Source organism: Mesorhizobium sp. CNPSo 4684, assembly GCF_057784315.1.
Genome location: NZ_JBWLUX010000026.1, coordinates 69,306 through 92,132 on the forward strand (window position 1 = coordinate 69,306; position 22,827 = coordinate 92,132).

Annotated in this window: 26 protein-coding genes and 1 pseudogene; 15 read left to right on the forward strand and 12 right to left on the reverse strand. The window is 63.1% G+C overall.

The features are described 5' to 3' along the window. Positions 1–258 precede the first annotated feature (258 nt). Complete coding sequence (locus tag AC04SG_RS23105) at positions 259–426, forward strand: hypothetical protein (protein WP_112560088.1); 168 nt, start codon at positions 259–261, stop codon at positions 424–426. Between the two features lie 10 nt (positions 427–436). On the opposite strand, the gene AC04SG_RS23110 is transcribed toward AC04SG_RS23105, so the two are convergent. The 5 genes from AC04SG_RS23110 to ccmA form a co-directional block, all read right to left on the reverse strand. After that, on the reverse strand, positions 437–1,480 hold the full coding sequence (locus tag AC04SG_RS23110; protein ID WP_488552930.1) for a DUF2332 domain-containing protein: 1,044 nt from the start codon (positions 1,478–1,480) through the stop codon (positions 437–439). A 15-nt stretch (positions 1,481–1,495) separates the two neighbouring features. Continuing rightward, a complete protein-coding gene (locus AC04SG_RS23115; protein WP_488552931.1) occupies positions 1,496–2,077 on the reverse strand; it encodes a DsbE family thiol:disulfide interchange protein in 582 nt (193 codons plus the stop codon). Continuing rightward, on the reverse strand, positions 2,074–2,265 hold the full coding sequence (gene ccmD / locus AC04SG_RS23120) for a heme exporter protein CcmD (protein WP_488552932.1): 192 nt from the start codon (positions 2,263–2,265) through the stop codon (positions 2,074–2,076). Before ccmD ends, AC04SG_RS23115 begins: the two co-directional genes overlap by 4 nt. Positions 2,266–2,370: 105 nt before the next feature. Further along, positions 2,371–3,036, reverse strand: a complete 666-nt coding sequence (gene ccmB / locus AC04SG_RS23125) for a heme exporter protein CcmB (RefSeq protein ID WP_436262401.1) — start codon at positions 3,034–3,036, stop codon at positions 2,371–2,373. Between the two features lie 52 nt (positions 3,037–3,088). Continuing rightward, positions 3,089–3,697, reverse strand: a complete 609-nt coding sequence (gene ccmA, locus AC04SG_RS23130) for a heme ABC exporter ATP-binding protein CcmA (RefSeq protein ID WP_488552933.1) — start codon at positions 3,695–3,697, stop codon at positions 3,089–3,091. Between the two features lie 285 nt (positions 3,698–3,982). Here ccmA and acnA point away from each other — a divergent pair, with 285 nt between their 5' ends. The 3 genes from acnA to AC04SG_RS23145 all read left to right on the forward strand — a co-directional run bounded on the left by acnA (position 3,983) and on the right by AC04SG_RS23145 (position 8,842). Continuing rightward, positions 3,983–6,673: an aconitate hydratase AcnA gene (acnA, locus tag AC04SG_RS23135; RefSeq protein ID WP_488552934.1), complete on the forward strand. Its 2,691-nt coding sequence runs from the start codon at positions 3,983–3,985 to the stop codon at positions 6,671–6,673. 357 nt (positions 6,674–7,030) lie between these two features. Continuing rightward, complete coding sequence (locus AC04SG_RS23140) at positions 7,031–7,840, forward strand: DUF1223 domain-containing protein (RefSeq protein WP_488552935.1); 810 nt, start codon at positions 7,031–7,033, stop codon at positions 7,838–7,840. 612 nt (positions 7,841–8,452) lie between these two features. Continuing rightward, a complete protein-coding gene (locus tag AC04SG_RS23145) occupies positions 8,453–8,842 on the forward strand; it encodes a DUF2794 domain-containing protein (protein WP_192251208.1) in 390 nt (129 codons plus the stop codon). A gap of 147 nt (positions 8,843–8,989) precedes the next feature. On the opposite strand, the gene AC04SG_RS23150 is transcribed toward AC04SG_RS23145, so the two are convergent. From AC04SG_RS23150 to AC04SG_RS23170, 5 genes are all read right to left on the reverse strand, one after another. After that, a complete protein-coding gene (locus AC04SG_RS23150; protein ID WP_488552936.1) occupies positions 8,990–9,568 on the reverse strand; it encodes a GNAT family N-acetyltransferase in 579 nt (192 codons plus the stop codon). Between the two features lie 117 nt (positions 9,569–9,685). Further along, a complete protein-coding gene (locus tag AC04SG_RS23155) occupies positions 9,686–10,426 on the reverse strand; it encodes a Bax inhibitor-1/YccA family protein (RefSeq protein WP_488552937.1) in 741 nt (246 codons plus the stop codon). A gap of 196 nt (positions 10,427–10,622) precedes the next feature. Then, on the reverse strand, positions 10,623–10,931 hold the full coding sequence (locus AC04SG_RS23160) for a hypothetical protein (protein WP_488552938.1): 309 nt from the start codon (positions 10,929–10,931) through the stop codon (positions 10,623–10,625). Positions 10,932–11,076: 145 nt separating this feature from the next. Next, positions 11,077–13,575, reverse strand: coding sequence for an ABC transporter permease (locus AC04SG_RS23165; RefSeq protein ID WP_488552949.1), 2,499 nt, complete (start codon positions 13,573–13,575; stop codon positions 11,077–11,079). Positions 13,576–13,760: 185 nt separating this feature from the next. Then, positions 13,761–14,456: an ABC transporter ATP-binding protein gene (locus AC04SG_RS23170; protein WP_488552939.1), complete on the reverse strand. Its 696-nt coding sequence runs from the start codon at positions 14,454–14,456 to the stop codon at positions 13,761–13,763. Positions 14,457–14,541: 85 nt separating this feature from the next. On the opposite strand from AC04SG_RS23170, the gene AC04SG_RS23175 reads away from it, so the two are divergent. Then, positions 14,542–15,186: an arylesterase gene (locus tag AC04SG_RS23175; protein ID WP_488552940.1), complete on the forward strand. Its 645-nt coding sequence runs from the start codon at positions 14,542–14,544 to the stop codon at positions 15,184–15,186. A 137-nt stretch (positions 15,187–15,323) separates the two neighbouring features. Further along, complete coding sequence (gene thpR / locus AC04SG_RS23180) at positions 15,324–15,920, forward strand: RNA 2',3'-cyclic phosphodiesterase (RefSeq protein ID WP_112560072.1); 597 nt, start codon at positions 15,324–15,326, stop codon at positions 15,918–15,920. On the opposite strand, the gene AC04SG_RS23185 is transcribed toward thpR, so the two are convergent. After that, positions 15,824–16,336 carry a low molecular weight protein-tyrosine-phosphatase gene (locus tag AC04SG_RS23185; protein ID WP_488552941.1) on the reverse strand — a complete coding sequence of 171 codons (513 nt, stop codon included), beginning with the start codon at positions 16,334–16,336 and terminating at the stop codon, positions 15,824–15,826. The genes thpR and AC04SG_RS23185 overlap by 97 nt on opposite strands. Positions 16,337–16,438: 102 nt before the next feature. Between AC04SG_RS23185 and AC04SG_RS23190 the strand changes: the two genes are divergently transcribed. From AC04SG_RS23190 to AC04SG_RS23215, 6 genes are all read left to right on the forward strand, one after another. Further along, on the forward strand, positions 16,439–16,735 hold the full coding sequence (locus AC04SG_RS23190; RefSeq protein ID WP_352586466.1) for a 4a-hydroxytetrahydrobiopterin dehydratase: 297 nt from the start codon (positions 16,439–16,441) through the stop codon (positions 16,733–16,735). A 131-nt stretch (positions 16,736–16,866) separates the two neighbouring features. Then, complete coding sequence (locus AC04SG_RS23195) at positions 16,867–17,229, forward strand: YkvA family protein (RefSeq protein WP_488552942.1); 363 nt, start codon at positions 16,867–16,869, stop codon at positions 17,227–17,229. Between the two features lie 318 nt (positions 17,230–17,547). Beyond that, positions 17,548–18,051: an invasion associated locus B family protein gene (locus tag AC04SG_RS23200; protein ID WP_112560070.1), complete on the forward strand. Its 504-nt coding sequence runs from the start codon at positions 17,548–17,550 to the stop codon at positions 18,049–18,051. Positions 18,052–18,157: 106 nt separating this feature from the next. Continuing rightward, positions 18,158–18,529, forward strand: coding sequence for an endonuclease domain-containing protein (locus AC04SG_RS23205; protein WP_488552943.1), 372 nt, complete (start codon positions 18,158–18,160; stop codon positions 18,527–18,529). Positions 18,530–18,715: 186 nt separating this feature from the next. Beyond that, positions 18,716–19,951: a dual-specificity RNA methyltransferase RlmN gene (rlmN, locus tag AC04SG_RS23210; protein ID WP_488552944.1), complete on the forward strand. Its 1,236-nt coding sequence runs from the start codon at positions 18,716–18,718 to the stop codon at positions 19,949–19,951. Continuing rightward, positions 19,948–20,421 (forward strand): hypothetical protein, encoded by a 474-nt coding sequence (locus tag AC04SG_RS23215; protein ID WP_488552945.1) that lies wholly within the window; start codon positions 19,948–19,950, stop codon positions 20,419–20,421. The genes rlmN and AC04SG_RS23215 overlap by 4 nt, the downstream gene beginning before the upstream one ends. Here AC04SG_RS23215 and AC04SG_RS23220 read toward each other — a convergent pair. Continuing rightward, complete coding sequence (locus AC04SG_RS23220) at positions 20,393–21,034, reverse strand: LysE family translocator (RefSeq protein WP_488552946.1); 642 nt, start codon at positions 21,032–21,034, stop codon at positions 20,393–20,395. The genes AC04SG_RS23215 and AC04SG_RS23220 overlap by 29 nt on opposite strands. Before the next feature lie 58 nt (positions 21,035–21,092). On the opposite strand from AC04SG_RS23220, the gene AC04SG_RS23225 reads away from it, so the two are divergent. From AC04SG_RS23225 to AC04SG_RS23235, 3 genes and pseudogenes are all read left to right on the forward strand, one after another. After that, complete coding sequence (locus AC04SG_RS23225; protein ID WP_477346498.1) at positions 21,093–21,218, forward strand: hypothetical protein; 126 nt, start codon at positions 21,093–21,095, stop codon at positions 21,216–21,218. 41 nt (positions 21,219–21,259) lie between these two features. Beyond that, on the forward strand, positions 21,260–22,483 hold the full coding sequence (locus tag AC04SG_RS23230) for an argininosuccinate synthase (RefSeq protein WP_352556974.1): 1,224 nt from the start codon (positions 21,260–21,262) through the stop codon (positions 22,481–22,483). Between the two features lie 150 nt (positions 22,484–22,633). Next, a pseudogene (locus AC04SG_RS23235) lies at positions 22,634–22,827 on the forward strand (hypothetical protein); the annotation flags it as partial.

Below are 22,827 nucleotides of genomic sequence, written 5' to 3' on the forward strand. Positions count from 1 at the left end.
GATCAAGCCAGCCTGCGGGCGAGAAGGCAAGATGGCGCTGCGCAATTTGTAAGACAAAAGGCATGCGGCCCGGCATTGGCTCGCCAGCCTGCCCGGCCGGGTGCGGTGCTGTTAGCGCTGCATTAACCGGCTATGCGCTCTATGCAATGGTGCATTGCAACATCTTCTTTTTGCATTGCACCATTCCTATGTCATGCTGCGTACAGTCAAGGGAGGAACAAATTCGCCGCTGATATGCGGCACGAAAGGACCCTTGCTATGATCTTCGACAGTCTCATGACCCGCGCTCGCACCTCGATTGCCAAGCGCAAGCACTACAACCGCCTCGTCGCCGAAATCGAGAACCTCTCCGGCCGCGACCTTGCCGACCTGCGCGCCGATCGCTCGGAAATGCTCTACCAGGTCCGCAAGCAGATCTACGGCTGAGCGAACGGGCTCAGCCGATCCATTCGATCCAACGGCCATGGTAATCGCAATGGGCCAGGCGGCGTGTCTCGCCGAGCGGCCATAGGGTAAGGCTGAGCACTGCCCACTTCTTTGTGGGATCGCGCGGCTCCATCCTCAGCCTTGCGATAGGCGCATCGGCCGTGGCCTGTCTGCCCGCCCGCTCTAGGGTGACGGTGATGGCATCCTTTGTCGCCCGCGGCAAATATTGCCACATGATCGAATGATAGAGCACGAAGGCGCCGCCCTGCTGCCGTGCGGCCAGCGCCTTCTCGACAAACTCCGCTGCATCCGCCCTGACAAGCAGCGGCGGCAACTTTTCGGCAAGTGACAGCGCGGCGTCGAGCCGGGCCAGCCGCGCTCCCTGATCGGCCCAGATGAAGGACCGAAGCCGTAGCCGCGCGGCCGCGTCGGCGAAGTCGACCGGCGCGATGTCGCAGCCGGAGCGGTGGCGAACGTTGATGTCTCCAGTCAGCGGAACAGCACGGCCTCGCACCTCCGGCGCCAACCGGACGGGGGAGGCCGGGTCGCCCCACTCGGCATCGCCATAGCGATAGTGAAAGCGGTCGAACAGGAGATTGAGCCCGGCGCTGGCGCCAATCTCAAACAGATCCAGCGGCAAGCCGGTTTCGCGCGCGACCGTCAGAAATCCAGGCAGCAGCATCGCCGACCGGGCGATCTCATTCGTCTGCGGGGCGCCGGCGAGGCCAGCGACGATCCGCTCGTCGGATCGCGCAATTGCTTCCGGCAGCACCGCCGCGATCTCATCTTCGCTTGTTTGGTTGGGCGGATAAAGTTGTGTCAGTCGCTCATCCGCACCCGTCAGGACCAACGCGTGCAGCGCGCCGCAGAGCCGCAATGAGAGGCCGTCGGCGCGCGCGTCGCCCGGCCAGCCGAGCACCGCCTGCCCGGTCCTGGTGTTTGCGTCGAGAACCTTGGCCAGCGCACGGCATAATTTCGCGGTGAACGGCGAGCCAAGCCCGTCGCAGCCTTTCGCTTGAGCCAGAAAATGATCGCGAATGTCTCGTTCGTCCATCGCGTTTCCGGTGCCTCAGCCCGGTGGCGCCAGCGCCTTCTCTATCTCCGGCAAAAGCAGGGTCTGCGCCGTATCAGGCGTCAGCGGCCCGACATGCTTGTAGGCGATCTTGCCATCCTTGCCGATGACGAAGGTTTCCGGCACGCCGTAGACACCCCAGTCGATGGCCGTGCGGCCGGCTTCGTCGACGCCGATGGCCTGGAACGGATTGCCGAGGTCGCCGAGGAACCGCCGCGCGTTTTGCGGCTCGTCCTTGTAGTTCAGCGCTGCCATGACGAAGCGCTTGTCCTGCGACAGCGCCAGGAGCACCGGATGTTCTTCCCGGCACGGCGCGCACCACGATGCAAAGACATTGACCAGCGTCACCTTGCCGGCGAAGGTTTTTGAATCGAGGCCGGGTAGGTTTGACCCTTCCAGCGCCGGCAAATTGGTCTGCGGCGCCGGCAGGCCAAGCAGCGCCGACGGCACTTCCGCCTCGTCGCGCCCCGACAAAAGCTGCAACAGGAACAGCCCCGCAAGGCCGAGGAAAACCAGCAGCGGCAACAGCACAATCAGGCGGCGGCGCGGCGGCGCCGGCGTTTCGCTTTCCGTGCTCATGGTTTGTTGGCCCCAGTGCTGACCCGAGTGCTGGCCTTGTCCGAACGCCGCCGTACGCCTGCTGCCTCTAGTTCTGCCAGTTCGCGTTTGCGCCCACGCTGGTCGAGCAGGATCCAGCCGATCAGTCCGGCCAGCACGATCGCCGTGATGCAATAGGCGGCGGTGACATAAAGGGCGTGTGCGCTCATGCAGCCCGCTTCCCTTCCGCTGTCGCTTCGCCGTGCTCGATCATGGCCTTCCCATAGCTTTGCAGCTTCGGCTTCGCAATTGGCCGCTGCGCCGCAGCCGCCACGTCAATCCGTTCCATGCCGCAGCGCCAGCGCTGCCGCCACCGGCCCCAGCACGGCAAGAAACAGCGTCAGCGCGGCAAGAATGAGGAAGGGCTGCGCGAACGGGTCGGGATCGGCCACCGCGCCGTAGCTGGCCGACACGCCGAAGATCAGCACCGGAATGGTCAGCGGCAGCACCAGCACCGAGATCAACAGCCCGCCGCGCGGCAGCGCCACCGCCACCGCCGCGCCCACGGCACCGATGAAGGTGATTGCCGGCGTGCCGACCAGAAGGGTCAGCGCCGTCGCGCCGATGCTGAGTGGCTCCATGTTCATGAACAGGCCGAGCAGAGGGGCGGCGACCACTAGCGGCAGAACGCTGCCCGCCCAATGTGCCAGGCACTTCACCAGCACCGTCAGCGCCAGCATATGGCGGTCATTGCCCAGCACCAGAAGATCGAGGGACCCGTCCTCGCGGTCGGCCTGGAACAGCCGGTCGAGGCCGAGCAGGCAGGCGAGCAGAGCGCCGATCCACAGGATCGCCGGACCGATACGGGCCAGCAGCTTGAGGTCCGGCCCAACGCCGAAGGGGATGGTGGCGATGACGGCGAGGAAGAAGATGACGCCAGTCAACGCTCCGCCGCCGGCACGGATGGAGAGGCGGATGTCGCGGAGGAAGAGGGACCACATTACGAAGTGGTCCTTTGTTGAGGAAGGCGTTCTTGCACGTAGAGGACCGACATCAAGCGGCTTCCCCCATCACCAACGCCTGCGCCCCATCCAACCCCAGCGGCAGATGCGTCGCCGCGACAACAATCCCGCCCTCCGCGCAATGCCTCGCCATCAGCCCCGCGAACCTTTCCTCCGAAGCCTTGTCCAGCCCCGCCGTCGGCTCATCCAGCAGCCACAAGGGCCGATGGCTGACCAGCAATTTCGCTATTGCCGCCCGCCGCCTCTGCCCGGTCGACAGGTACCCGAACGGCAGATAGCCGATGCCGCCGAGACCGACCGTCTCCAGCGCCTCTTCGACACCCAACTGGCCATCGCCATTGAAATCGCGCCAGAAGCGCAGATTCTCCGCCACGCTGAGCGCCGTCTTCATCGCATTGAGATGGCCGAGATAATGGACGGCCGAAGCGGTCGTCGGAAACGCCTCGCCGCCGCCTTCAAGCCGCACGTCGCCTTCTGCTTTCGGCAGAAGCCCGGCGATGATCCTGAGTAAGGTCGATTTGCCTGATCCGTTCGGTCCGGTGACGACCAGCGCCTGGCTGTTCTCGAGCGCAAAGCCTATGTCGGAAAAGACCGTCTCGCCGCTGCGTTCGCCGCCCAGATTTTCGGCGATCAGCCGCATCCTTGCCCGTCCCAAAAACTTTACCGTGCGACAGCTGCCGCATCGCACAAAATTGCCTGTCGACTGTCTAGAACTATTCCAGAAAATTCTCTATATGCGGGACATCCGTGCCAGCGGTCGGCATGGGAACAGAATTTGCGCCGAACCAGCGCACGCGCCGCCTTGAACGGCTCGGGTTGCTTGGGAGCGGACAGCGGAAATGGCCGTACCCGCACCTTTGCGCGTGATTGCATGCCCATCGGCGTCCGTTCCCTTTCAGGCTGAACAGACAAGGACGGACCGCACGTGTCAAAATCCCTCGACAGTTTCAATTGCCGCCGCACCCTCACCGTGGGTGGCGCGGACTATGTCTATTACAATCTGGTCGAGGCCGAGAAGAACGGCCTCACCGGCATCGCCCAGTTGCCCTATTCGATGAAGGTGCTGCTGGAGAACCTTTTGCGCAATGAAGACGGCCGCTCCGTCACCAAGGAGAGCATCCAGGCGGTTGCCGGCTGGCTGACCGACAAGGGCACTGCAGGCGTAGAGATCGCGTATCGCCCGGCCCGCGTCCTGATGCAGGATTTCACCGGCGTTCCAGCGGTGGTAGATCTCGCGGCGATGCGCGACGGCCTCAAGGCGCTCGGCGGCGATCCGCAGAAGATCAACCCGCTGGTGCCGGTCGACCTCGTCATCGACCATTCGGTCATCGTCGACGAATTCGGCACGCCGATGGCCTTCGCCCGCAATGTCGAGCTCGAATATGAGCGCAACGAAGAGCGCTACAAGTTCCTGAAATGGGGCCAGCAAGCGTTCCGCAACTTCCGCGTCGTGCCGCCCGGCACCGGCATCTGCCACCAGGTCAACCTCGAATATCTCGGCCAGGTCGTCTGGACCAACACCGAGGACGGCGAAACCACCGCCTATCCCGACACCTGCGTCGGTACCGATTCGCATACCACGATGATCAACGGCCTTGGCGTGCTGGGCTGGGGCGTCGGCGGCATCGAGGCAGAGGCCGCCATGCTCGGTCAGCCGGTCTCCATGCTGTTGCCGGAAGTGATCGGCTTCCGCCTCACCGGCAAGCTGAAAGAAGGCGTCACCGCCACCGATCTCGTGCTCACCGTCACCCAGATGCTGCGCAAGAAGGGTGTCGTCGGCAAGTTCGTTGAGTTCTTCGGCCCCGGCCTCTCCAACATGACGCTGGCCGACCGCGCCACCATCGGCAACATGGCGCCCGAATATGGCGCCACCTGCGGCTTCTTCCCGGTCGACGGCGAAACCATCCGCTACCTGACAATGTCCGGCCGCGAGGAAAGCCGCATCGCGCTGGTCGAAGCCTATTCCAAGGCGCAAGGCATGTGGCGCGACACCGGATCGGCCGATCCGGTCTTCACCGATTTGCTCGAGCTTGAACTCAGCGAGGTCGTGCCGTCGATGGCCGGCCCCAAGCGCCCCGAAGGCCGCGTTGCGCTGGAAGGCATTCCGGCCGGCTTCGCCAAGGCGATGGAGACCGAGTACAAGAAGGCCGCCGAAATCCACAAGCGCTACGCCGTCGAAGGCACCGACCATGATCTCGGCCATGGCGACGTCGTCATCGCCGCCATCACCTCCTGCACCAACACCTCGAACCCGAGCGTGCTGATCGGCGCCGGCCTGTTGGCGCGCAACGCCAACCGCCTCGGCCTCAAGCAGAAACCCTGGGTGAAGACTTCGCTAGCGCCCGGCAGCCAGGTGGTCGCCGAATATCTCGAAAAATCCGGCCTGCAGAAGGAGCTCGACCAGATCGGCTTCAACCTGGTCGGCTTCGGCTGCACCACCTGCATCGGCAATTCCGGCCCGCTGCCGGCGCCGATCTCCAAGACCATCAACGACAAGGGCCTTATCGCTGCCGCGGTGCTCTCCGGCAATCGCAATTTCGAAGGCCGCGTCTCGCCCGATGTGCAGGCGAACTACCTGGCGTCGCCGCCGCTGGTCGTCGCGCATGCGCTGGCCGGCACGGTCACCAAGGACCTCACCATCGAACCGCTTGGCGAAGGCCGCGACGGCAAGCCGGTCTACCTCAAGGATATCTGGCCGAGCTCGGCCGAGATCCAGGAGTTCATCGAGAAGAACGTCACCCGCGAGCTGTTCGCCCGCAAATATGCCGACGTCTTCAAGGGCGACGAGTATTGGCAGAACGTCAAGGCGCCGGAAGGCCAGACCTATGCCTGGGACGACAATTCGACCTATGTGCAGAACCCGCCCTATTTCGCTGGGATGACCGCCGGTTTCGGCAAGATCGGCGACATCAAGGGCGCGCGCGTGCTGGGTCTCTTCGGCGACAAGATCACCACCGACCACATCTCGCCGGCGGGTTCGATCAAGGCGGCGTCGCCGGCCGGAAAATACCTCACCGATCACGGCGTCGGCGTTGCCGACTTCAACCAGTACGGCACGCGGCGCGGCAATCACGAGGTGATGATGCGCGGCACCTTTGCCAACATCCGCATCCGCAACCACATGCTGGGCGAGAACGGCCGTGAGGGCGGCTACACCATCCACTACCCGTCGAAGGAAGAGGAATCGATCTACGACGCGGCGATGGAGTACAAAAGGGAAGGCGTGCCGCTGGTCATCTTCGCCGGTGTCGAATACGGCAACGGCTCGTCGCGCGACTGGGCGGCCAAGGGCACCAACCTGCTCGGTGTCCGCGCCGTCATCGCCCAGTCCTTCGAGCGCATCCATCGCTCGAACCTGGTCGGCATGGGCGTCATCCCCTTCGTCTTCGAGGAAGGCACCTCATGGGCCTCGCTCAACCTCAAGGGCGACGAGATGGTCGAGATCGACGGCCTGAGCGCCATCAAGCCGCGCCAGACGATGATCGCCAAGGTCACCTATGGCGATGGCACGGTGAAGAACGTGCCGATCATCTGCCGCATCGATACGCTGGACGAACTCGACTACTTCAAGAACGGCGGCATCCTGCAATACGTGCTGCGCGATCTGGCGGCTTGAGGAAGGGAATACGGCAGTAGGGCAATAAGGGAGTAGGGCAAGGAAGCGGCCCCTACTGCCATACTGCCTTACTGCCTTACTGCCCCAGTATTTCCAAAGCATTGGCCGACTAGACGGAAGTTCCGCCCTGTTCGCTTGCAGTAAAAACCGGCTGGGCTCAGCAAGATCTGCCGCAAGCTCCTGATGCCATGCTCCCGATCGAACCGGGCGGTGAAGTGCACCGTCCTGTAGCGGCCGTACCCACGGTAGCGGCAGCAAAAATTTCACCGCAACGTGACTTCCCGTTGACTGCCGCTTCTGCCACAAATCTGGCCAACCAGAACAAGGCCGGCGTCACCGGCGGGAATCGGAACGGCCATGGCACCTCGACAACCTCTACGGCTTGCGGCTTTCGCGCTGGCCTTCTCGGCGCTTGCCGGGACCGGGCTTGCCGAGGAGTCCGGCACCACCCAGGCCGACAAGCCGCAGACCGACAAGCCCCAGATTGACAGGCCCCAGATTGACAGGCCCTTGGGCGTCGTCGAGCTTTTCACCAGCCAGGGCTGCAATTCCTGTCCGCCGGCCGACGCTTTCTTTGCCGAGCTGGCAGCCAAGGACAACGTCGTCGCGCTCGCCTACCACGTCAATTACTGGGACTATCTCGGTTGGCAGGACACGCTGAGCAACAAGGACAACACCGACCGCCAATATGACTATATGCGCGCCTTCGGCACCCGCTCGGTGTACACGCCGCAAGCCGTCATCAATGGTCGCAGCCATGTCAACGGCGCCAGCCGCAGGGAGGTCGACGGTGCGCTTGCCCGCATGGAGAAGTCCGGCGAAGGCATGCGGGTCAGCATCAAGGTCAGCCGCACCAGCGACCGCGTCATGATCGATACCGGCGACGCCGGCAGCGGCCCGAGCGACGCCCATGTCGTCATCGTCTATTTCGAACCGCCGCAGACGGTTACCATCGCCAAGGGCGAGAACACCGGCCGCAGCATGACCTACTGGAACGCCGTCACCGGCATCCAGACCGCCGGCATGTGGCATGGCAAGGCGCAGCGCTACGAATTGCCGATGACCGAGATCGCCAAGAAAGGCGGCTGCGCCGTGCTGCTGCAATCGGTCGGCAAGGACGGCCTGCCCGGCCCGATTTTGGGCGCCGCGTTTATTCACAAGCCGTAAAAGGCTGGTCCAGACTCTTTGATATCGGCGGGACAGCACCCCCCTCTGGCCTGCCGGCCATCTCCCCCGCAAGGAGGGAGATTGGCAGCTTCGCCATTTCCACCATCCTGTCCGACGTTTGAGTTTGGCGACAGCAATCGCGAAATCTGATTTCCCCCCTTGCGGGGGAGATGTCCGGCAGGACAGAGGGGGGTGTGAAGGATCGCGACGCAACAAGCGTATGGCGCCGCCCAACAAAAAACCGACGTCAGCTTGCTTCTGACGTCGGTCATTTAGGTTTTGGGATCGTCGCACCCGGTCTTTCCCTAAGGAAAGTCCGAGGTTGGTTCGATCCGACGCAGACCCGTGGGCGGGGGGCTTGGGGTTTACGAGCCGGTGCCGGACCGAACCGTCTCAGGCAACGCCGGTAAATTCGTCGGACATTGGGGCATGAGCGCGGATAAAATAAGGCAGGAATGTGGCGGAGCATCACCAATTCAAACACCGCGTTTTATAAAAGTGACTGGACGTTGCGAAAACAGCGCAGCCCGGGGATGGTTAGCCGGGTCTTGCAATTCCACCGCGAACACGCCAACTTCTGCAAGCGAGATTCATTTTTAAAGGGATCGCGGTATGACCGATCGCAGCAGCGGTGGAGCGGAGGATGGGGACTCATCCGCAATATTGATCCCGCTGCAGGAGGCGCGACGCGAACGCCTCGACCAGCCGGTTCGCTTCGACCGGCGTGAGCTCGATGAGATCCTGAGACTCTACGGACGTATGGTCGCCGCCAATGAATGGCGCGACTACGCCATCGATCATCTCGCTGATCGCGCTGTGTTTTCGGTCTTCCGCCGAGCCAGCGAAGTGCCGCTGTTCCAGATCGTCAAGGATCCGAAACTGGCGCGACGGCAAGGCGCTTTCGCCGTCATCGCTGCCGGCGGCCGCATCCTCAAGCGCGGCCAGGAACTCGGCCGCGTGCTCGGCGTGTTCGATCCCAAGCTGAGAGTTGTCGAGGCCTGAGTTGGGAATTGAAGAACTTGGGAATTGGGGAATTGAAGAAATAGAGAGCTGAGGAATTGAGAAGACGGGATTTCTCCAGGAATGAGTCGCTTTTCTCCAATTCTTCAGTTCATCAATTCTCCAGTTCCCAAACCCTAAGTTCCCAATCTATTTCCCGCCAAGACTCTCGCGAAATTTCCGCTCCGGCAGCGAATCCGGATCGGGCGGAGCCGTTGCCCCGCCATTCAGCGGCAGCTGCATGAACACCGTGTCCAGCCAGCGCCCATGCTTGTAGCCGGAACCTTCCAGACGGCCGGAATGGCGAAAGCCAAGCTTTTCATGCAACCGAACCGACGCGCTGTCGGCGTGACCGTCGCCGATCACAGCGATGATCTGGCGAAAACCCGCGACCCGGCACGCCTCGATCAGCGCCTGCATCAGCAGCAGCCCGACGCCCTGGCCCTTGGCGTCAGGCGCGATATAGACCGAATCCTCGACGATGAAGCGGTAGGCTGGGCGCGGGCGGAACGCGCCAGCATAGGCGTAGCCAAGCAGCCCGCCGTCCTTTTCCGCCACCAGATAGGGGAAGCCGCCAGTTGTCAGGCTGTCGAAGCGCGCGCCCATCTCGGCACGGCTCGGCGGCTCCAGTTCATAGCTCGCCGTGCCATGCCTCACCGCATCGGCGTAGATCTCGGTGATTCGGTCGAGGTCGCCCTCCAGCGCCGCTCGTATGGTAATAATGCTCATAATTTGTGCAAACGATTCATCTGCCTGGCATCACAGCAAAGGCCGGCACAAAAGAAAAGGGCGGCCGTTAGGCCGCCCTTCGATATCAGCTGGTCCAGTTGCCTGGATGGAGACCGCTTAGCGGCGATCGCCCATGAACTGCAGCAGGAACATGAACAGGTTGATGAAGTCGAGATAGAGCCTCAACGCGCCCATGATCGCCTTGCGACCGGCGACGTCGGCCTGGTCGCCTTCGTAGTACATTTCCTTGATGGTCTGCGTGTCATAGGCGGTGAGGCCGGCGAAGATCAGCACGCCGATCGCCGAGATGGCGAAGCCGAGCGCCGACGACTGCAGGAAGATGTTGATCAGCATGGCGATCACCAGGCCGACGACGCCCATGACCAGGAACGAGCCGAACGCCGAAAGATCACGCTTGGTCGTGTAGCCATAGAGCGACAATCCGCCGAAGGCGGCCGCCGTGGCGAAGAAGGTCTGGGTGATCGAGGCGCCGGTGTAGACCAGGAAGATGGTCGACAGCGACAGGCCGACCAGGCCCGAATAGACCCAGAAAGTCGTCTGCGCCGCAGCCACGCTCATCGACTGGATCCTGAACGACAGGAAGAAGACGGCGGCGAGCGGGGCCAGGATGACCACCCAGCGGAAGGCGCTGGCATAGATCAGCGTGCCGAAAGCGGTCAGATGTCCGTCGCCGGTGACGGCGAGCTGGAAAGCGCCCCAGGCGGCGATGCCGGTGATGAGGAGACCAAGCCCCATCAAATTATAGACCTTCAGCATATAGCTGCGCAGGCCCTGGTCGATGTCGGCGCGCGCGCCTGGCACGGCCGAAGTCTGGTAGTTGCGAATGGGCTCAGCCATTGGAATCCTCTGTTGCTTCTGCCCCGTACGGTGTCAGGCCCTTTCGGACCTGGGCGCCGCTGGCGGGGCTCCAGCATGCCTGTGGCGAAATATGATGGTTCTTGACGTCAAGAACAAGACCGTAACGGGCTGCAACGCCTCGTGAATCGCCGGAAGCCGGTTTTCCAAGCTTTCGCGGCCGCTGCATTACCAAGATTTAATCGGAAGCGGGCCGTCGACCATGGTCAAACCCGCTCGGCTCCATCAGTCGTATTTCACTAAAGCGAGGTTTGGTGGGGTTGCCTCGAACATCCAGCCGCTGATTGTCGATAAGCGACTGGATCGCGGCAACGTAGGACTTGAGGATGAGACCTTCTTCGTCCGTTCCAGGCGGCCCCCAAAGCATGTGCGATCGAATTGTCTCACCCCGTTTTTTGGTGGTCCGGACAATGACCATGGCCACTTTTTGCCAGTGGTCGGCACAGTTGGAGAGCAAATCGGACTGAAGCCCTTCATCTTCTTGCATAGAACCCTGCCCTATATTGCGCGACAATCTCAATCCTTACCTGCCGAACATTACTGAGTGGCTGACCAGGCATGTCAATTTGATCCGATTCCCAAGGATCGATCGTCTGCCTCGGGTAGAACCCCAGTCGGAGTGGTTCTTGACCCTAGAGGTCGCGCAGCACCGGCGCCGCCTTGTGGCCCAGCACCCGCCATGTGCCGGCAAGGCCGATGCCGACGGTGATCACCAGCGCAAACACCAAGGTCGCCACCGCCACCTCCGGCATGAAATGCGATGGCAGTGTCATGATGCGGGCGACGATGTACCAGGCCGCGATGCCGCCGGCGGCAAGCGCGAACACCGCGGTGGCCAACCCGATCAGCATATATTCGAGCGAAAACGCCGTGATCAGCGTCCGCCTCGTGGCCCCCAGCGTCTTCAGCACTACAGCATCGTGGATGCGGGCGCGGTTGCCGGCGGCGAGCGCGCCGGCCAGCACCAGCACCGAAGCGATCAGCGCCACGCCGGCCGCCGCCCGGATCGCCGTGCCGAGCTGACCGACCAGGCGATTGACGATATCGAGCGCGTCCTTGACGCGGACCGTCGTCACCGCCGGAAAGGCACGGGTGACGGCGTTGAGCAGGCGCGCGTCATCCGCTACCGACGCGTCCTTCTCGGTCAGCGTCGCCAGCCAGCCATGTGGAGCGCCGGCGAACGTGTTGGGCGAGAACACCATGACGAAATTGATGCCCATCGTCTCCCATTGCACCTCGCGGAAATTGGCGATCCTGGCCGTCACGTTGCGGCCCAGCACATTGACGGTGACGGTGTCACCGAGTTTCAGCCCGAGCGCCTTGCCTTCATCGTTTGAGAACGAAACAAGCGGTTCTCCGGTATAATTGTCCGGCCACCAGCTGCCTTCGGTCAATGTCGCATTGGCGGGCTGCTTGGCGTCATAAGTCAGGCCGCGATCGCCGCGCAGCACCCAAGCGCCTTCAGCCGGCACATTGGCCTTGTCGACATCGACGCCGTTCAGCGCCATCACCCTGCCACGCAGCATCGGCACCTTGACCAGCGTGCCCTTGGGCGCCTCTTTGCCGACCAGCGCCGAGAAGGCGTCGACATCGCCGTTCTGGATGTCGACGAAGAAGAAATTCGGCGCCCGCTCCAGCAGGCTGCCTGAGATCTGCTGCCTGAGATTGCCGTCGATCAGCGCCAACGTCACCAAGAGCGTCAGCCCGAGCCCCAGCGACAGCACGACGGAAGGCGTCAGCGCGCCGGGCCGGTGGATGTTGCCGACGGCGAGTCTGAGCGCGACCGAGCGCACGCGCGGGCTTTTGCGCGCCACCCACTGCACCAGCGCGCCGACCAGGCGCAGTACCAGAAAGGAAAAGATCGTCGCGCCGACGAAGATCGAGGCGATGCGCTGGTCACCGGAAAACAGGATCGCCAAGGCGGCCAAAGCGAGCGCGATGCCGACCGCCGCCGCAAGGTAGGGCAGGCGCGGAAAACCGCGGCCCTCAAACCCCATTTCGCGAAACAGCGCCGTTGCCGGCACATCGCGGGCGCGGCCGAGCGGCAGCAGCGCGAACGCCAGCGTCACCAGCAGCCCGAACAGCGCGGCAAGAGCCAGCGCGCCGGGATAGAAGCCGCCTTCGGCCGGAACCGGAATGACCGACTGCAGCGCGGCACTCGCCGCGAACGGCATGGTGGCGCCGAGCATGAGGCCGAGCACGATGCCGAGGCCGGCGATCATCAAGATCTGCACGAGGTAGACGGTGAAGACGAAGCCGCCCGAAGCGCCAAGGCTCTTGAAGGTGGCGATGACGCCACGCTTGCCGTCGAGATAGGCGCGCACCGCATTGGCGACGCCGACGCCGCCGACCACCAGCGCCGTCAGCCCGACCAGCGTCAGGAACTGCGAGAAGCGTTCGATGTTGGAGGACAGTGCGGGTGCGGCGTTGGAGCGCGTGCGGATCGACCAGCCGGCTTCCGGGAAATCGCTCGCGGCCCGTTTCTGGATGCTTTTGAGATCGGCCTCGCTAGCGCCGGCCGGTAGGCGAACCTTGTAGGCATTCTCGACCAGGCTGCCCGGCTGGATCAGCCCCGACGCGGCAAGCCCCGCGGTCGAGACCATCAGCCGCGGCGCGAAGCCGAATCCATCCGACACCGCGTCCGGCTCACTCACCAGCCTGGCGCGCAATTCGAATGTCGCACTGCCGAGTTTCAACCGATCGCCGATCTTCACATTGAGCCGATCGAACAGCAGGTCGGGCGCCACGGCGCCGAAGATTCCGGATTTCTCACCGAACAGATCCTGTCTGCCAAGCTGCGGCTCGGTCTGCAGCGCGCCATAGAGCGGATAGGCGTCGTCGACTGCCTTGGCCTCGACCAGCGCCTGGTCGGAGCCGTCCTCGAGCCGCGCCATCGAGCGCATGCTGGCGCTGTGCGACACAGCACCCAGGCCACCGAGGAAGGCGCTTTCGGCCTGCGTCGTATCGCGCTGGTTGATCTGGAAGCGCAGATCGCCGCCAAGCAGCGTCTGGCCCTGGTCGGCAACACCGGCGGTGATCGCCTGCGCCACCGAATTGACGCCGCCGATCGCCGCGACGCCAAGTGCGATACAGGCCAGGAAAATCATGAAGCCGGACAGCCCACCGCGCATCTCGCGCAGCGAAAAGCGGAACGCGAGTTTCAGGGTGCGGAGCCAGGTCGCCCCCTCATCCGGCCGCTTCGCGGCCACCTTCTCCCCGAGGGGAGAAGAGGTCACCAGCGCCGGCGTCAGCCTCTTGTCCCCAGCGGGGAGAAGGTGGCCCGAAGGGCCGGATGAGGGGGTCTTTTCCACCATGGCTACGCCGTCACTTTGAGCAGAGGCGCATCCTCGATGCGGCCCGAGCGCATCGACACCTGGCGCGAGCAGCGCGCCGCAAGGGCCGGATCGTGGGTGACCAGCACCAGCGTCATGCCGCGCTCGGCCGCCTTGGCGAACAAAAGGTCGGCGACCTGCCGCCCCGTCGCCTGGTCGAGATTGCCGGTCGGTTCATCGGCGATGAGAATGCGCGGCGCGGGCGCCAGCGCCCGAGCAATCGCCACGCGCTGCTGTTCGCCGCCGGAGAGTTCACCGGGATAGTGGGTGACGCGGTCGCCGAGGCCTACGGCTGCCAGTTCGCGCGCAGCCACGCCGAACGGATCGGCATGGCCGGCCAGCTCCAGCGGCACCGCGACATTTTCCAGCGCCGTCATATTGGGAATGAGATGGAAGGACTGAAAGACGATGCCGATGTTTCGCCCCCGAAACGATGCGATCTGGTCCTCGCTTTTGCCGTTAAGGGATTCGCCAGCGATGCGCACCGTGCCCGAATCGACCCGCTCCAGTCCGGCCAGAACCATCAGCAAGGTCGACTTGCCGGAGCCTGAGGGTCCGACAATGCCGGTCGCCTCGCCGCGCGTCACGTCGAGGCTAACGCCTTTCAGGACATGCACGGACGACGCGCCTTGGCCGAGGGTCAGGGATATGTCTTTCAGCTCGATGACGGCTTCTGTCACAATTAAAGCGTCCTATATGGAGATGAAGGCTCTGCCTGCCGGAAGCCGTCGTCGGAAGAATTCTTGGTCATATGGGGCCTGCCGCATGTCTTTCAAACGCTCGATTGCCGCAGGGCTCATCCTTTTCCTCACCCTTTGCGGCGCCATTTCGTCGGCGCGGGCCGAGACATTCACCGTCGTCGGCTTCGGCGACAGCCTGATGGCGGGCTTTGGCCTCGGGCCCGGCGAAGGCTTCACCGACAAATTGCAGGCAGCCCTTCGTGCCAAGGGCCTCGATGTGAGCGTCGCCAATGCCGGCGTATCCGGCGATACGTCGAGCGGTGGCCTGTCGCGGCTCGACTGGTCGGTGCCGGACGGCACCAAGCTTGTCATCCTGGAACTCGGCGCCAACGACATGCTGCGCGGCGTCTCGCCCAGCATTACTGAAAAGAACCTGGACGACATGCTGGCGAAGTTGAAAGCGCGCAACATCGCGGTGCTTTTGGCCGGCATGCGCGCCGCCCCCAATCTCGGCGCCGACTACCAGGCCGCCTTCGATGCGATCTATCCGAAGCTGGCGGCGAAATACGATGTGCCGCTCTATCCGTTCTTTCTCGACGGCGTTGCCGGACAGTCCGGTCTGCAGCTGGAGGACGGCTTGCACCCCAACCCGAAAGGCGTCGATGCGATGGTCGAGCGCATCCTGCCCACCGTGGAAAAGGCAATTGCGGCGGTCGAGGGCGGCGCCTGAGGCCGGACATTCGCTCCTGGCGCGGCCTTCCGTAAGGGAAACATTAGGGAAAGCCTGCGACCAACAAACCACTTGCCCTGCTTGGATATCGATGATTCGGTAGGGGCATAGTTCGATTCGAGGAAGGGAGGCTCACCATGCCGCGTCTTTTCACCGCCCTCGAAATACCGCGTGACGCCGCGCTTTCGCTGTCCCTTTTGCGGGGCGGCCTGCCCGGGGCCCGCTGGATCGATGTCGAAAACTACCACATGACGCTGCGCTTCATCGGCGATGTCGAAGGCCATGTCGCCGACGAGATCGCCAACGCGCTCGACCGGGTTCACCGCCCATCCTTCTCGCTGACGCTGTCCGGAGTCGGCGCCTTCGGCCAGAAAAAGCCGCACGCCGTCTGGGCCGGCGTTTTCGCCTCGCCCGACCTTTCCGCGCTGCAAGGCGAGATCGACCGCATCTGCCAGCGGCTCGGTCTGCCGGCAGACCCGCGCAAATTCACACCGCATGTGACGCTGGCGCGGCTGCGCAATTCGAGCCCGCTCGACGTCGCGCAATATCTGTCGGCGCGCGGCAATTTCTCGACGCTGCCGTTTCGCGTCGGCCGCTTCGTCTTGATGTCGTCGCGCGATTCGGTCGGCGGCGGCCCCTACATCGTCGAGGAAGCCTGGCCGCTGTCCGGCGCCGATGCGCGCTCCTCAAGCAGCTTTGCCAGCGCCTCCGACGCTTCGCGGATCATGCGGTAGACCAAAGCGAAGGCTTCCGCCCCATCGTAATACGGATCCGGCACGTCGCGGACCTTTCCCTGCGCGAACTCCGCAAGCAGATGGATGCGTTCGCCGGCACCGGCCGGCGCCATCAGCTTCAGGTCTCGGACATTCTGGCGGTCCATACCGAGGATGAGGTCGAAGCGGGCAAAATCCTCCGGCCGGACCTTGCGCGCCCGCTGCCCGGAAATGTCGATGCCGTGGCGGGCAGCGATCGTGACCGAGCGCGGGTCGGGTGCTTCGCCGAGGTTCCAGCCGCCGGTCGCGGCCGAGTCCAGCACCATGTCGCGGCCGCGCTCGGCCAGCACGGCGCGAAACACGCCTTCGGCCAGTGGCGAGCGGCAGATGTTGCCGAGGCAGACGAACAGAATGGAATTTATCGGCTTTGTGCTCATTCGATATGCGCCGTTTGTGCATTTGGGACCCCAAAACGCAAGGCACGTTTGGGCGACTTGCACTATGGTGGGGTCAAGATCGGGATAGCACAGGACATCATCATGACGAGAGAGAAACTCAGCAAGGACGCCATTACAGCTGCACTGGCCGAACTGGGCGGCTGGTCGCTGGCCGCGGACGGCGCTTCCATCAAACGCAGCTTCGTCTTCAAGAATTTTTCCGAAGCCTTCGCCTTCATGACCCGCGTCGCTCTGGCCGCGGAAAAAATGGACCATCACCCCGACTGGTCGAACGTCTACAAGACGGTGGACGTGACGCTGAATACCCATGATGCCGGCGGCGTCACCGCGCTGGACATTGCGCTAGCGAAGAAGATGAACGGGTATTTCGGCGGCTGACAGCCCAGCGTTGCAACGCGCCAGTGCCGGCAATCGGCGTCGTCCTCTTGTAGCGGACCGGCACTTTCACCACATTTTCCCGTGCCGGCCGCGCGCAACACGGTGCGCGGCGGCCAGCAGAGGAGACATTGATGGCGCAACAACCCGGTTTTGATTTCTTCGGCTTCGGCAGCAAGCTGGGCGATGAAAGCGAAGTGCGCGCGAAATTCTGGCGCACGGCCAAGAAGGCGGCGCGGCAGATACCCTTCATGGAAGAGGTGGTCGCCGCCTATTACTGCGCGCTCGACAAGAAGACGCCTTTGCGCGCCAAGGGCATATTGCTCGCCGCGCTCGGCTATTTCGTGCTGCCGGTCGACGTCATCCCCGATTTCGTCCTCGGCCTCGGCTTCACCGACGACATCGCTGTGCTGACCGCAGCGATCACTGCCGTCAGCGCCCATATCACGCCTGCCCATCGCAAGGCCGCCAAGGAAGCGATCGCCGACAAGAGCTGAACCGGCGGCCGTCCCATCAGCGAACTTGTTTTCCAGAAATCCGGCGTTCAAACAGGGCGATAGCGGCTTGGCTTCGGGTTCCGCTGCGGCCGTTGAAAAAGTCAAACTCTTGCCGCTTTCGTGGCCTCCAAGTCGCCGCTGGGACATTGCGAAAGCCGTTTTTCAACAAGCGGCGCGGAAATGGCGGTGGTTTCCATGGGTGAATGTCCTTTTCCGAGGGAAATTCACCGTTTGGTAACCCAGATTAAATCAAAATGAAGCGACGGGCAGGACGCCAAGCCGGCCTGCCCCCGCACCATTTGGAATACGGGAAAAGCGATGCGCGGATTGATTGCACTAGTCTCGAGCCTGGTCCTGGTGGCCTCTGCAGCGCCGGCGCTGGCGCAGCAGGCGACCAAGATCGGCCAGCACAACGCCTGGGGCACCTACAGCTATCAGGCGCAGGGCGGCAAGGTCTGCTACGTCCTGACCGTGCCGACCGACAAGCAGCCGCCGACGCTCGACCATGGTGACATGTTCTTCTTCGTCAGCCAGCGGCCGGGCCAGCAGGTGTCCTACGAGCCGCAATTCATCGCCGGCTACACCTTCCAGGAAGGCTCCAAGGCCACCGTCACCATCGACAAGAAGTCGTTCTCGATGTTCACCCGCGGCAAGTCGGCCTGGGTGGAGAACGCCGCCGAAGAGCCGGTGCTGATCGCCGCCATGAAGACCGGCACCGACATGAAGGTGTCGGCCAAGTCCGGCCGCGGCAACACGACAACCTATGTGTTTTCGCTGAAGGGCATCTCGGCCGCGCTGTCGTCGATCGCCAAGTGCAAATAGGTGCATTTTTTCCTTCTCCCCTTGTGGGAGAAGGTGGATCGGCGCGATAGCGCCGAGACGGATGAGGGGTGTTGGACGGAACTCGACGTCGCACTAATCTCGCGCTATGCCGCATCAGCCAGTTCCGCCAGCCAAACTTCGCTTTGCTCGCTCCCTTCGCCGCGACATGACGGAAGCGGAAGGCAGGTTGTGGCAAGAATTGCGTGATCGCAGGCTCGACGGGATAAAATTCCGGCGCCAGATGCCGGTCGGAAAGTACGTTGTCGACTTTGCTTGCGTCGAGGCCGGACTGGTTGTCGAGATCGGCGGAAGCCAGCACGCGGAATCGGCGTCCGACATCATCCGTGGCGCCGAGTTGAAAGCTAGAGGCTTTCGCGTGCTGCGCTTTTGGAACGACGATGTGTTGAAGGACTTGAACGGCGTTTGCGACACCATCATCGCCTACGTACAGGACGTTAACCTGCAGCCGTGGCGGTGAGAGAACCGCCGGCGTCAAGCTGGAACACCCCTCATCCGGCTCGGCGCTGCGCGCCGATCCACCTTCTCCCACAAGGGGAGAAGGAAGAACCCGCGCATGACTCTCACTCCAACCTGTGCTATGCGCCGCGCTTCTTTCCGGCACGATGGATGAAATCGGCCGCAATTCGCTTATATTGGCGCTGATATGACCCTTTCCTTCGATCTCACCACTGAGGGCGCACGCGATGCGTTGCGCGCCCGTGCCACGTCGGCCGAGAAGCCGTCGCTGATCGGCCTGACCCGGGCCGAGCTCAGCGAAGCTCTTGTCGGCGCCGGCATCGTGCCCGAGCGCCAGGCGAAAATGCGCGCCCAGCAGCTGTGGCACTGGATGTATGTGCGCGGCGTCTCCGACTTTGCCGGCATGTTCAACATCTCCAAGGATCTGCGCGCCGAGCTCGACAAGCATTTCACCGTCGCCCGGCCCGAGATCGTCGAGGAGCAGATTTCCTCCGACGGCACGCGCAAATGGCTGTTTCGCTTTCCGCCGCGCGGCGCCGGCCGTCCGGTCGAGATCGAGACCGTGTACATCCCCGAGGAAGGCCGCGGCACGCTGTGCATCTCGTCGCAGGTCGGCTGCACGCTGACTTGCTCGTTCTGCCACACCGGCACGCAGAAGCTGGTGCGCAACCTGACTGCCGAGGAAATCCTGGCGCAATTGCTCACCGCCCGCGACCGTCTCGGCGATTTCCCTGACCGCGACACGCCCGACGGCGCCATCGTGCCGGCCGAGGGCCGCAAAGTCTCCAACATCGTCATGATGGGCATGGGCGAGCCGCTCTACAATTTCGAGGCGGTGAAGAAGGCGCTGCTGATCGCCTCCGACGGCGACGGGCTTTCCCTGTCCAAGCGCCGGATCACGCTGTCGACCTCGGGTGTGGTGCCGGAAATCCTGCGCACCGGCGAAGAGATCGGCGTCATGCTGGCGATCTCGCTGCACGCCACCAATGACGACCTGCGCGACCTCCTGGTGCCGATCAACAAGAAGTATCCGCTGAAGGAACTGATCGCGGCCTGCCGCGCCTATCCAGGCCTGTCGAACGCCAAGCGCATCACCTTCGAATATGTGATGCTGAAGGATGTCAACGATTCCATCGAGGACGCCAAGGGGCTGATCAAACTGCTCAAGGGCATTCCGGCCAAGATCAACCTGATCCCGTTCAACCCGTGGCCGGGCACCAACTACCAGTGCTCGGACTGGGAGACGATCGAGAAGTTCGCCGACTACATCAACAATGCCGGATACGCTTCGCCGATCCGCACTCCCCGCGGCCGCGATATCCTCGCCGCCTGCGGCCAGCTCAAGTCGGACTCCGAACGCATGCGCAAGGTCGACCGGCTGGCACTGGAAGCCATGATGATCGCGGGGCACGGCGAGGCGTGAGCCGCGTCGTCGCCTATCTCGTCCGCTTCGCGGTCATCCTGTTCGGCTATATCGTCGCCTCGCTGGCGGCGAGCGCCTTTCTGAACGTCCTGTTCCTGGCCTCGCTCGGTTACGCGCCGGAACATGCCCACCCGACGGCGACCGCATCGCTGTATTTTTCGATCCCCTTCGTGGCGCTGTTCATCGCTTATTTCGCCTTCATGCCGGCGGCCATCGTCATCTTGATCTCGGAGATACTCAGCCGCAGAGACTGGCTGTTCTATGCCTTGGCGGGCGGCATCGTGGCCGCGGTGTTCCTCGGCTTCGTCCACCAGAATGCCGACATCAATTTCGACGTCACCGATCCGCACGCCATCGCCGCCGTGATCGGCTGCGGCATGGTCGGCGGGATCTTCTACTGGCTAAGCGCCGGCCGCTGGGCCGGAAGCTGGTGGCAGGCGGCTACTTCGCCTGAGCAGTCAGGATCTTGAGCGCGAAGGCCGAAAACACCCCGGCAAAGAGATAGTCGACCACCCGCGTGACGCGCGGGCTGGCCTTCATCGCCTCCGAGAACTTTTCCGCGGCAAACACCATCGGCGCCGTCACCGGGATCGACAACACGATGAACGTGACACCAAGGAAGAACAATTGTCCCGGTGCGTTCGGGTCATGTGCCGAGACGAACTGCGGCAAAAACGTCATGAAAAACAGGATGATCTTCGGGTTGAGCAGATTGACGCCGAGCCCGGCGACCCAACTGCGGAACAGCGAAATCTCAGGGCCGCTCTTCTTCTGCGGCGAAAACGCCGAGCCCTTGGTGAGCGCCTGCCAGGCCAGGAAGACGAGATAGGCAGCGCCGAAGATCTTCAGCACCAGGAAGGCCATCGGCGAGGCGACGATCAGCGCCGAGATGCCGACCGCCACCAAAGTGGTGTGGATCAGCGTGCCGCACAGCGCCCCGGCCAGCGAGGCCAAGCCGGCGGCGCGACCCTGGCTCAGCGTGCGCGAGACGAACAGCGTCATGTCTGGCCCCGGCGTTATCGCCAGGATCATGGTGGCGACGGCGAACTGGATCAGCGTCGTGGTGTCGGGAATGAAGGACATTGGCGGCCCCTGGCAGAGCGTCGGACCCAAAAGTGGAAGCCGGTTTTGGGAGAATCCGATGCTTAAACAAAAGGAAGCGCAGCCTATAGCGCAGGCGCTTGGCCCGTTCCAGCCGCTGACGGCCGCAGCATCTGGTCCAGCCTTGATCGGCGTTCGTCCCTTGCGCTGGCCGGAAAGCCCGTGATACCTCGCCCGCGAAGAACCCTTGTCGCGGAACCGCCAACAATGTCGAAGACCAAAGACGTCAAGAAGGTCGTGCTCGCCTATTCCGGCGGCCTCGACACCTCCATCATCCTGAAATGGCTGCAGACCGAACTCGGCGCCGAAGTCGTCACCTTCACCGCCGATCTCGGCCAGGGCGGCGAACTGGAACCGGCGCGCAAGAAGGCCGAGATGATGGGCATCAAGGATATCCGTGTCGTCGACGTGCGCGAGGAGTTCGTCTCAGACTTCGTCTTCCCGATGTTCCGCGCCAACGCCGTCTATGAAGGCACCTATCTGCTCGGCACCTCGATCGCCCGTCCGCTGATCTCGAAACACCTGGTCGAGATCGCCAGGGAGACCGGCGCCGACGCGATTGCCCACGGCGCCACCGGCAAGGGCAACGACCAGGTCCGTTTCGAGCTTTCGGCCTATGCGCTGAACCCCGACATCAAGGTCATCGCGCCGTGGCGCGACTGGTCGTTCAAGTCGCGCACCGACCTGATCAACTTCGCCGAGCAGCACCAGATCCCGGTGGCGAAGGACAAAAGAGGCGAGGCACCCTTCTCGGTCGACGCCAACCTCTTGCACTCCTCTTCCGAGGGCAAGGTGCTGGAAGACCCGTGGAGCGAACCGCCGGAATTCGTCCACCAGCGCACCGTCTCGCCGATGGATGCGCCCGACAAGGTCACCGAGATCGAAATCGAATTTTTGAAGGGCGATCCGATTGCGCTCAACGGCAAGAAGCTGTCGCCGGCTGCGATGCTGACGGCCCTCAACGACCTCGGTCGCGACAATGGCATCGGCCGGCTCGACCTGGTCGAGAACCGCTTCGTCGGCATGAAGTCGCGCGGGGTCTACGAAACACCCGGCGGCACGATCCTGATCGTGGCTCACCGCGCGATCGAGTCGATCACGCTCGACAGGGGTGCAGGCCACCTCAAGGATGAGTTCATGCCACGCTACGCCGAGCTGATTTACAACGGCTTCTGGTTCTCGCCCGAGCGGCTGATGCTGCAGGCGATGATCGACAAGAGCCAGGAAGATGTCGAAGGCACGGTGCGCCTGAAACTCTACAAGGGCAATGTCATGGTCACCGGCCGCAAGTCGAAGAAGACGCTCTATTCGGACGCGCTGGTCACCTTCGAGGACGACCGCGGCGCCTACGACCAGAAGGACGCCGCTGGTTTCATCCGCCTCAACGCGCTGCGGCTGAGGACACTGGCCGCACGCAACCGCAAGGGTTGAGCCCAACTACTATTCCAGGAAAACCCGGCGGGGACGCCGGGTTTTTATTTGGCATCTCTAATATAAGAAAGTCAAACCAGCCAAGACGGATGCTGTTGACCTTTTAAAGGCTTCATCTAAATTCGCTCGCGGGACCGGGGGATTCTGATAGTGAAAAACGCCATTTTTCTTCTGCTTGCGGCGGCCGTCGTCTTTACCGGATGCCAGTCCTCGCAGGCGGCCGCGAAACGCGAGCAGAATCCAGACGGGTGCATCTCCGCTGTCCATTTATGGAGCATCACGTTCAAGCACGAAATCGCCTCTTTCATGGGCGTTTCACAAGAGCGCATGCCGGCCTTGTTCTG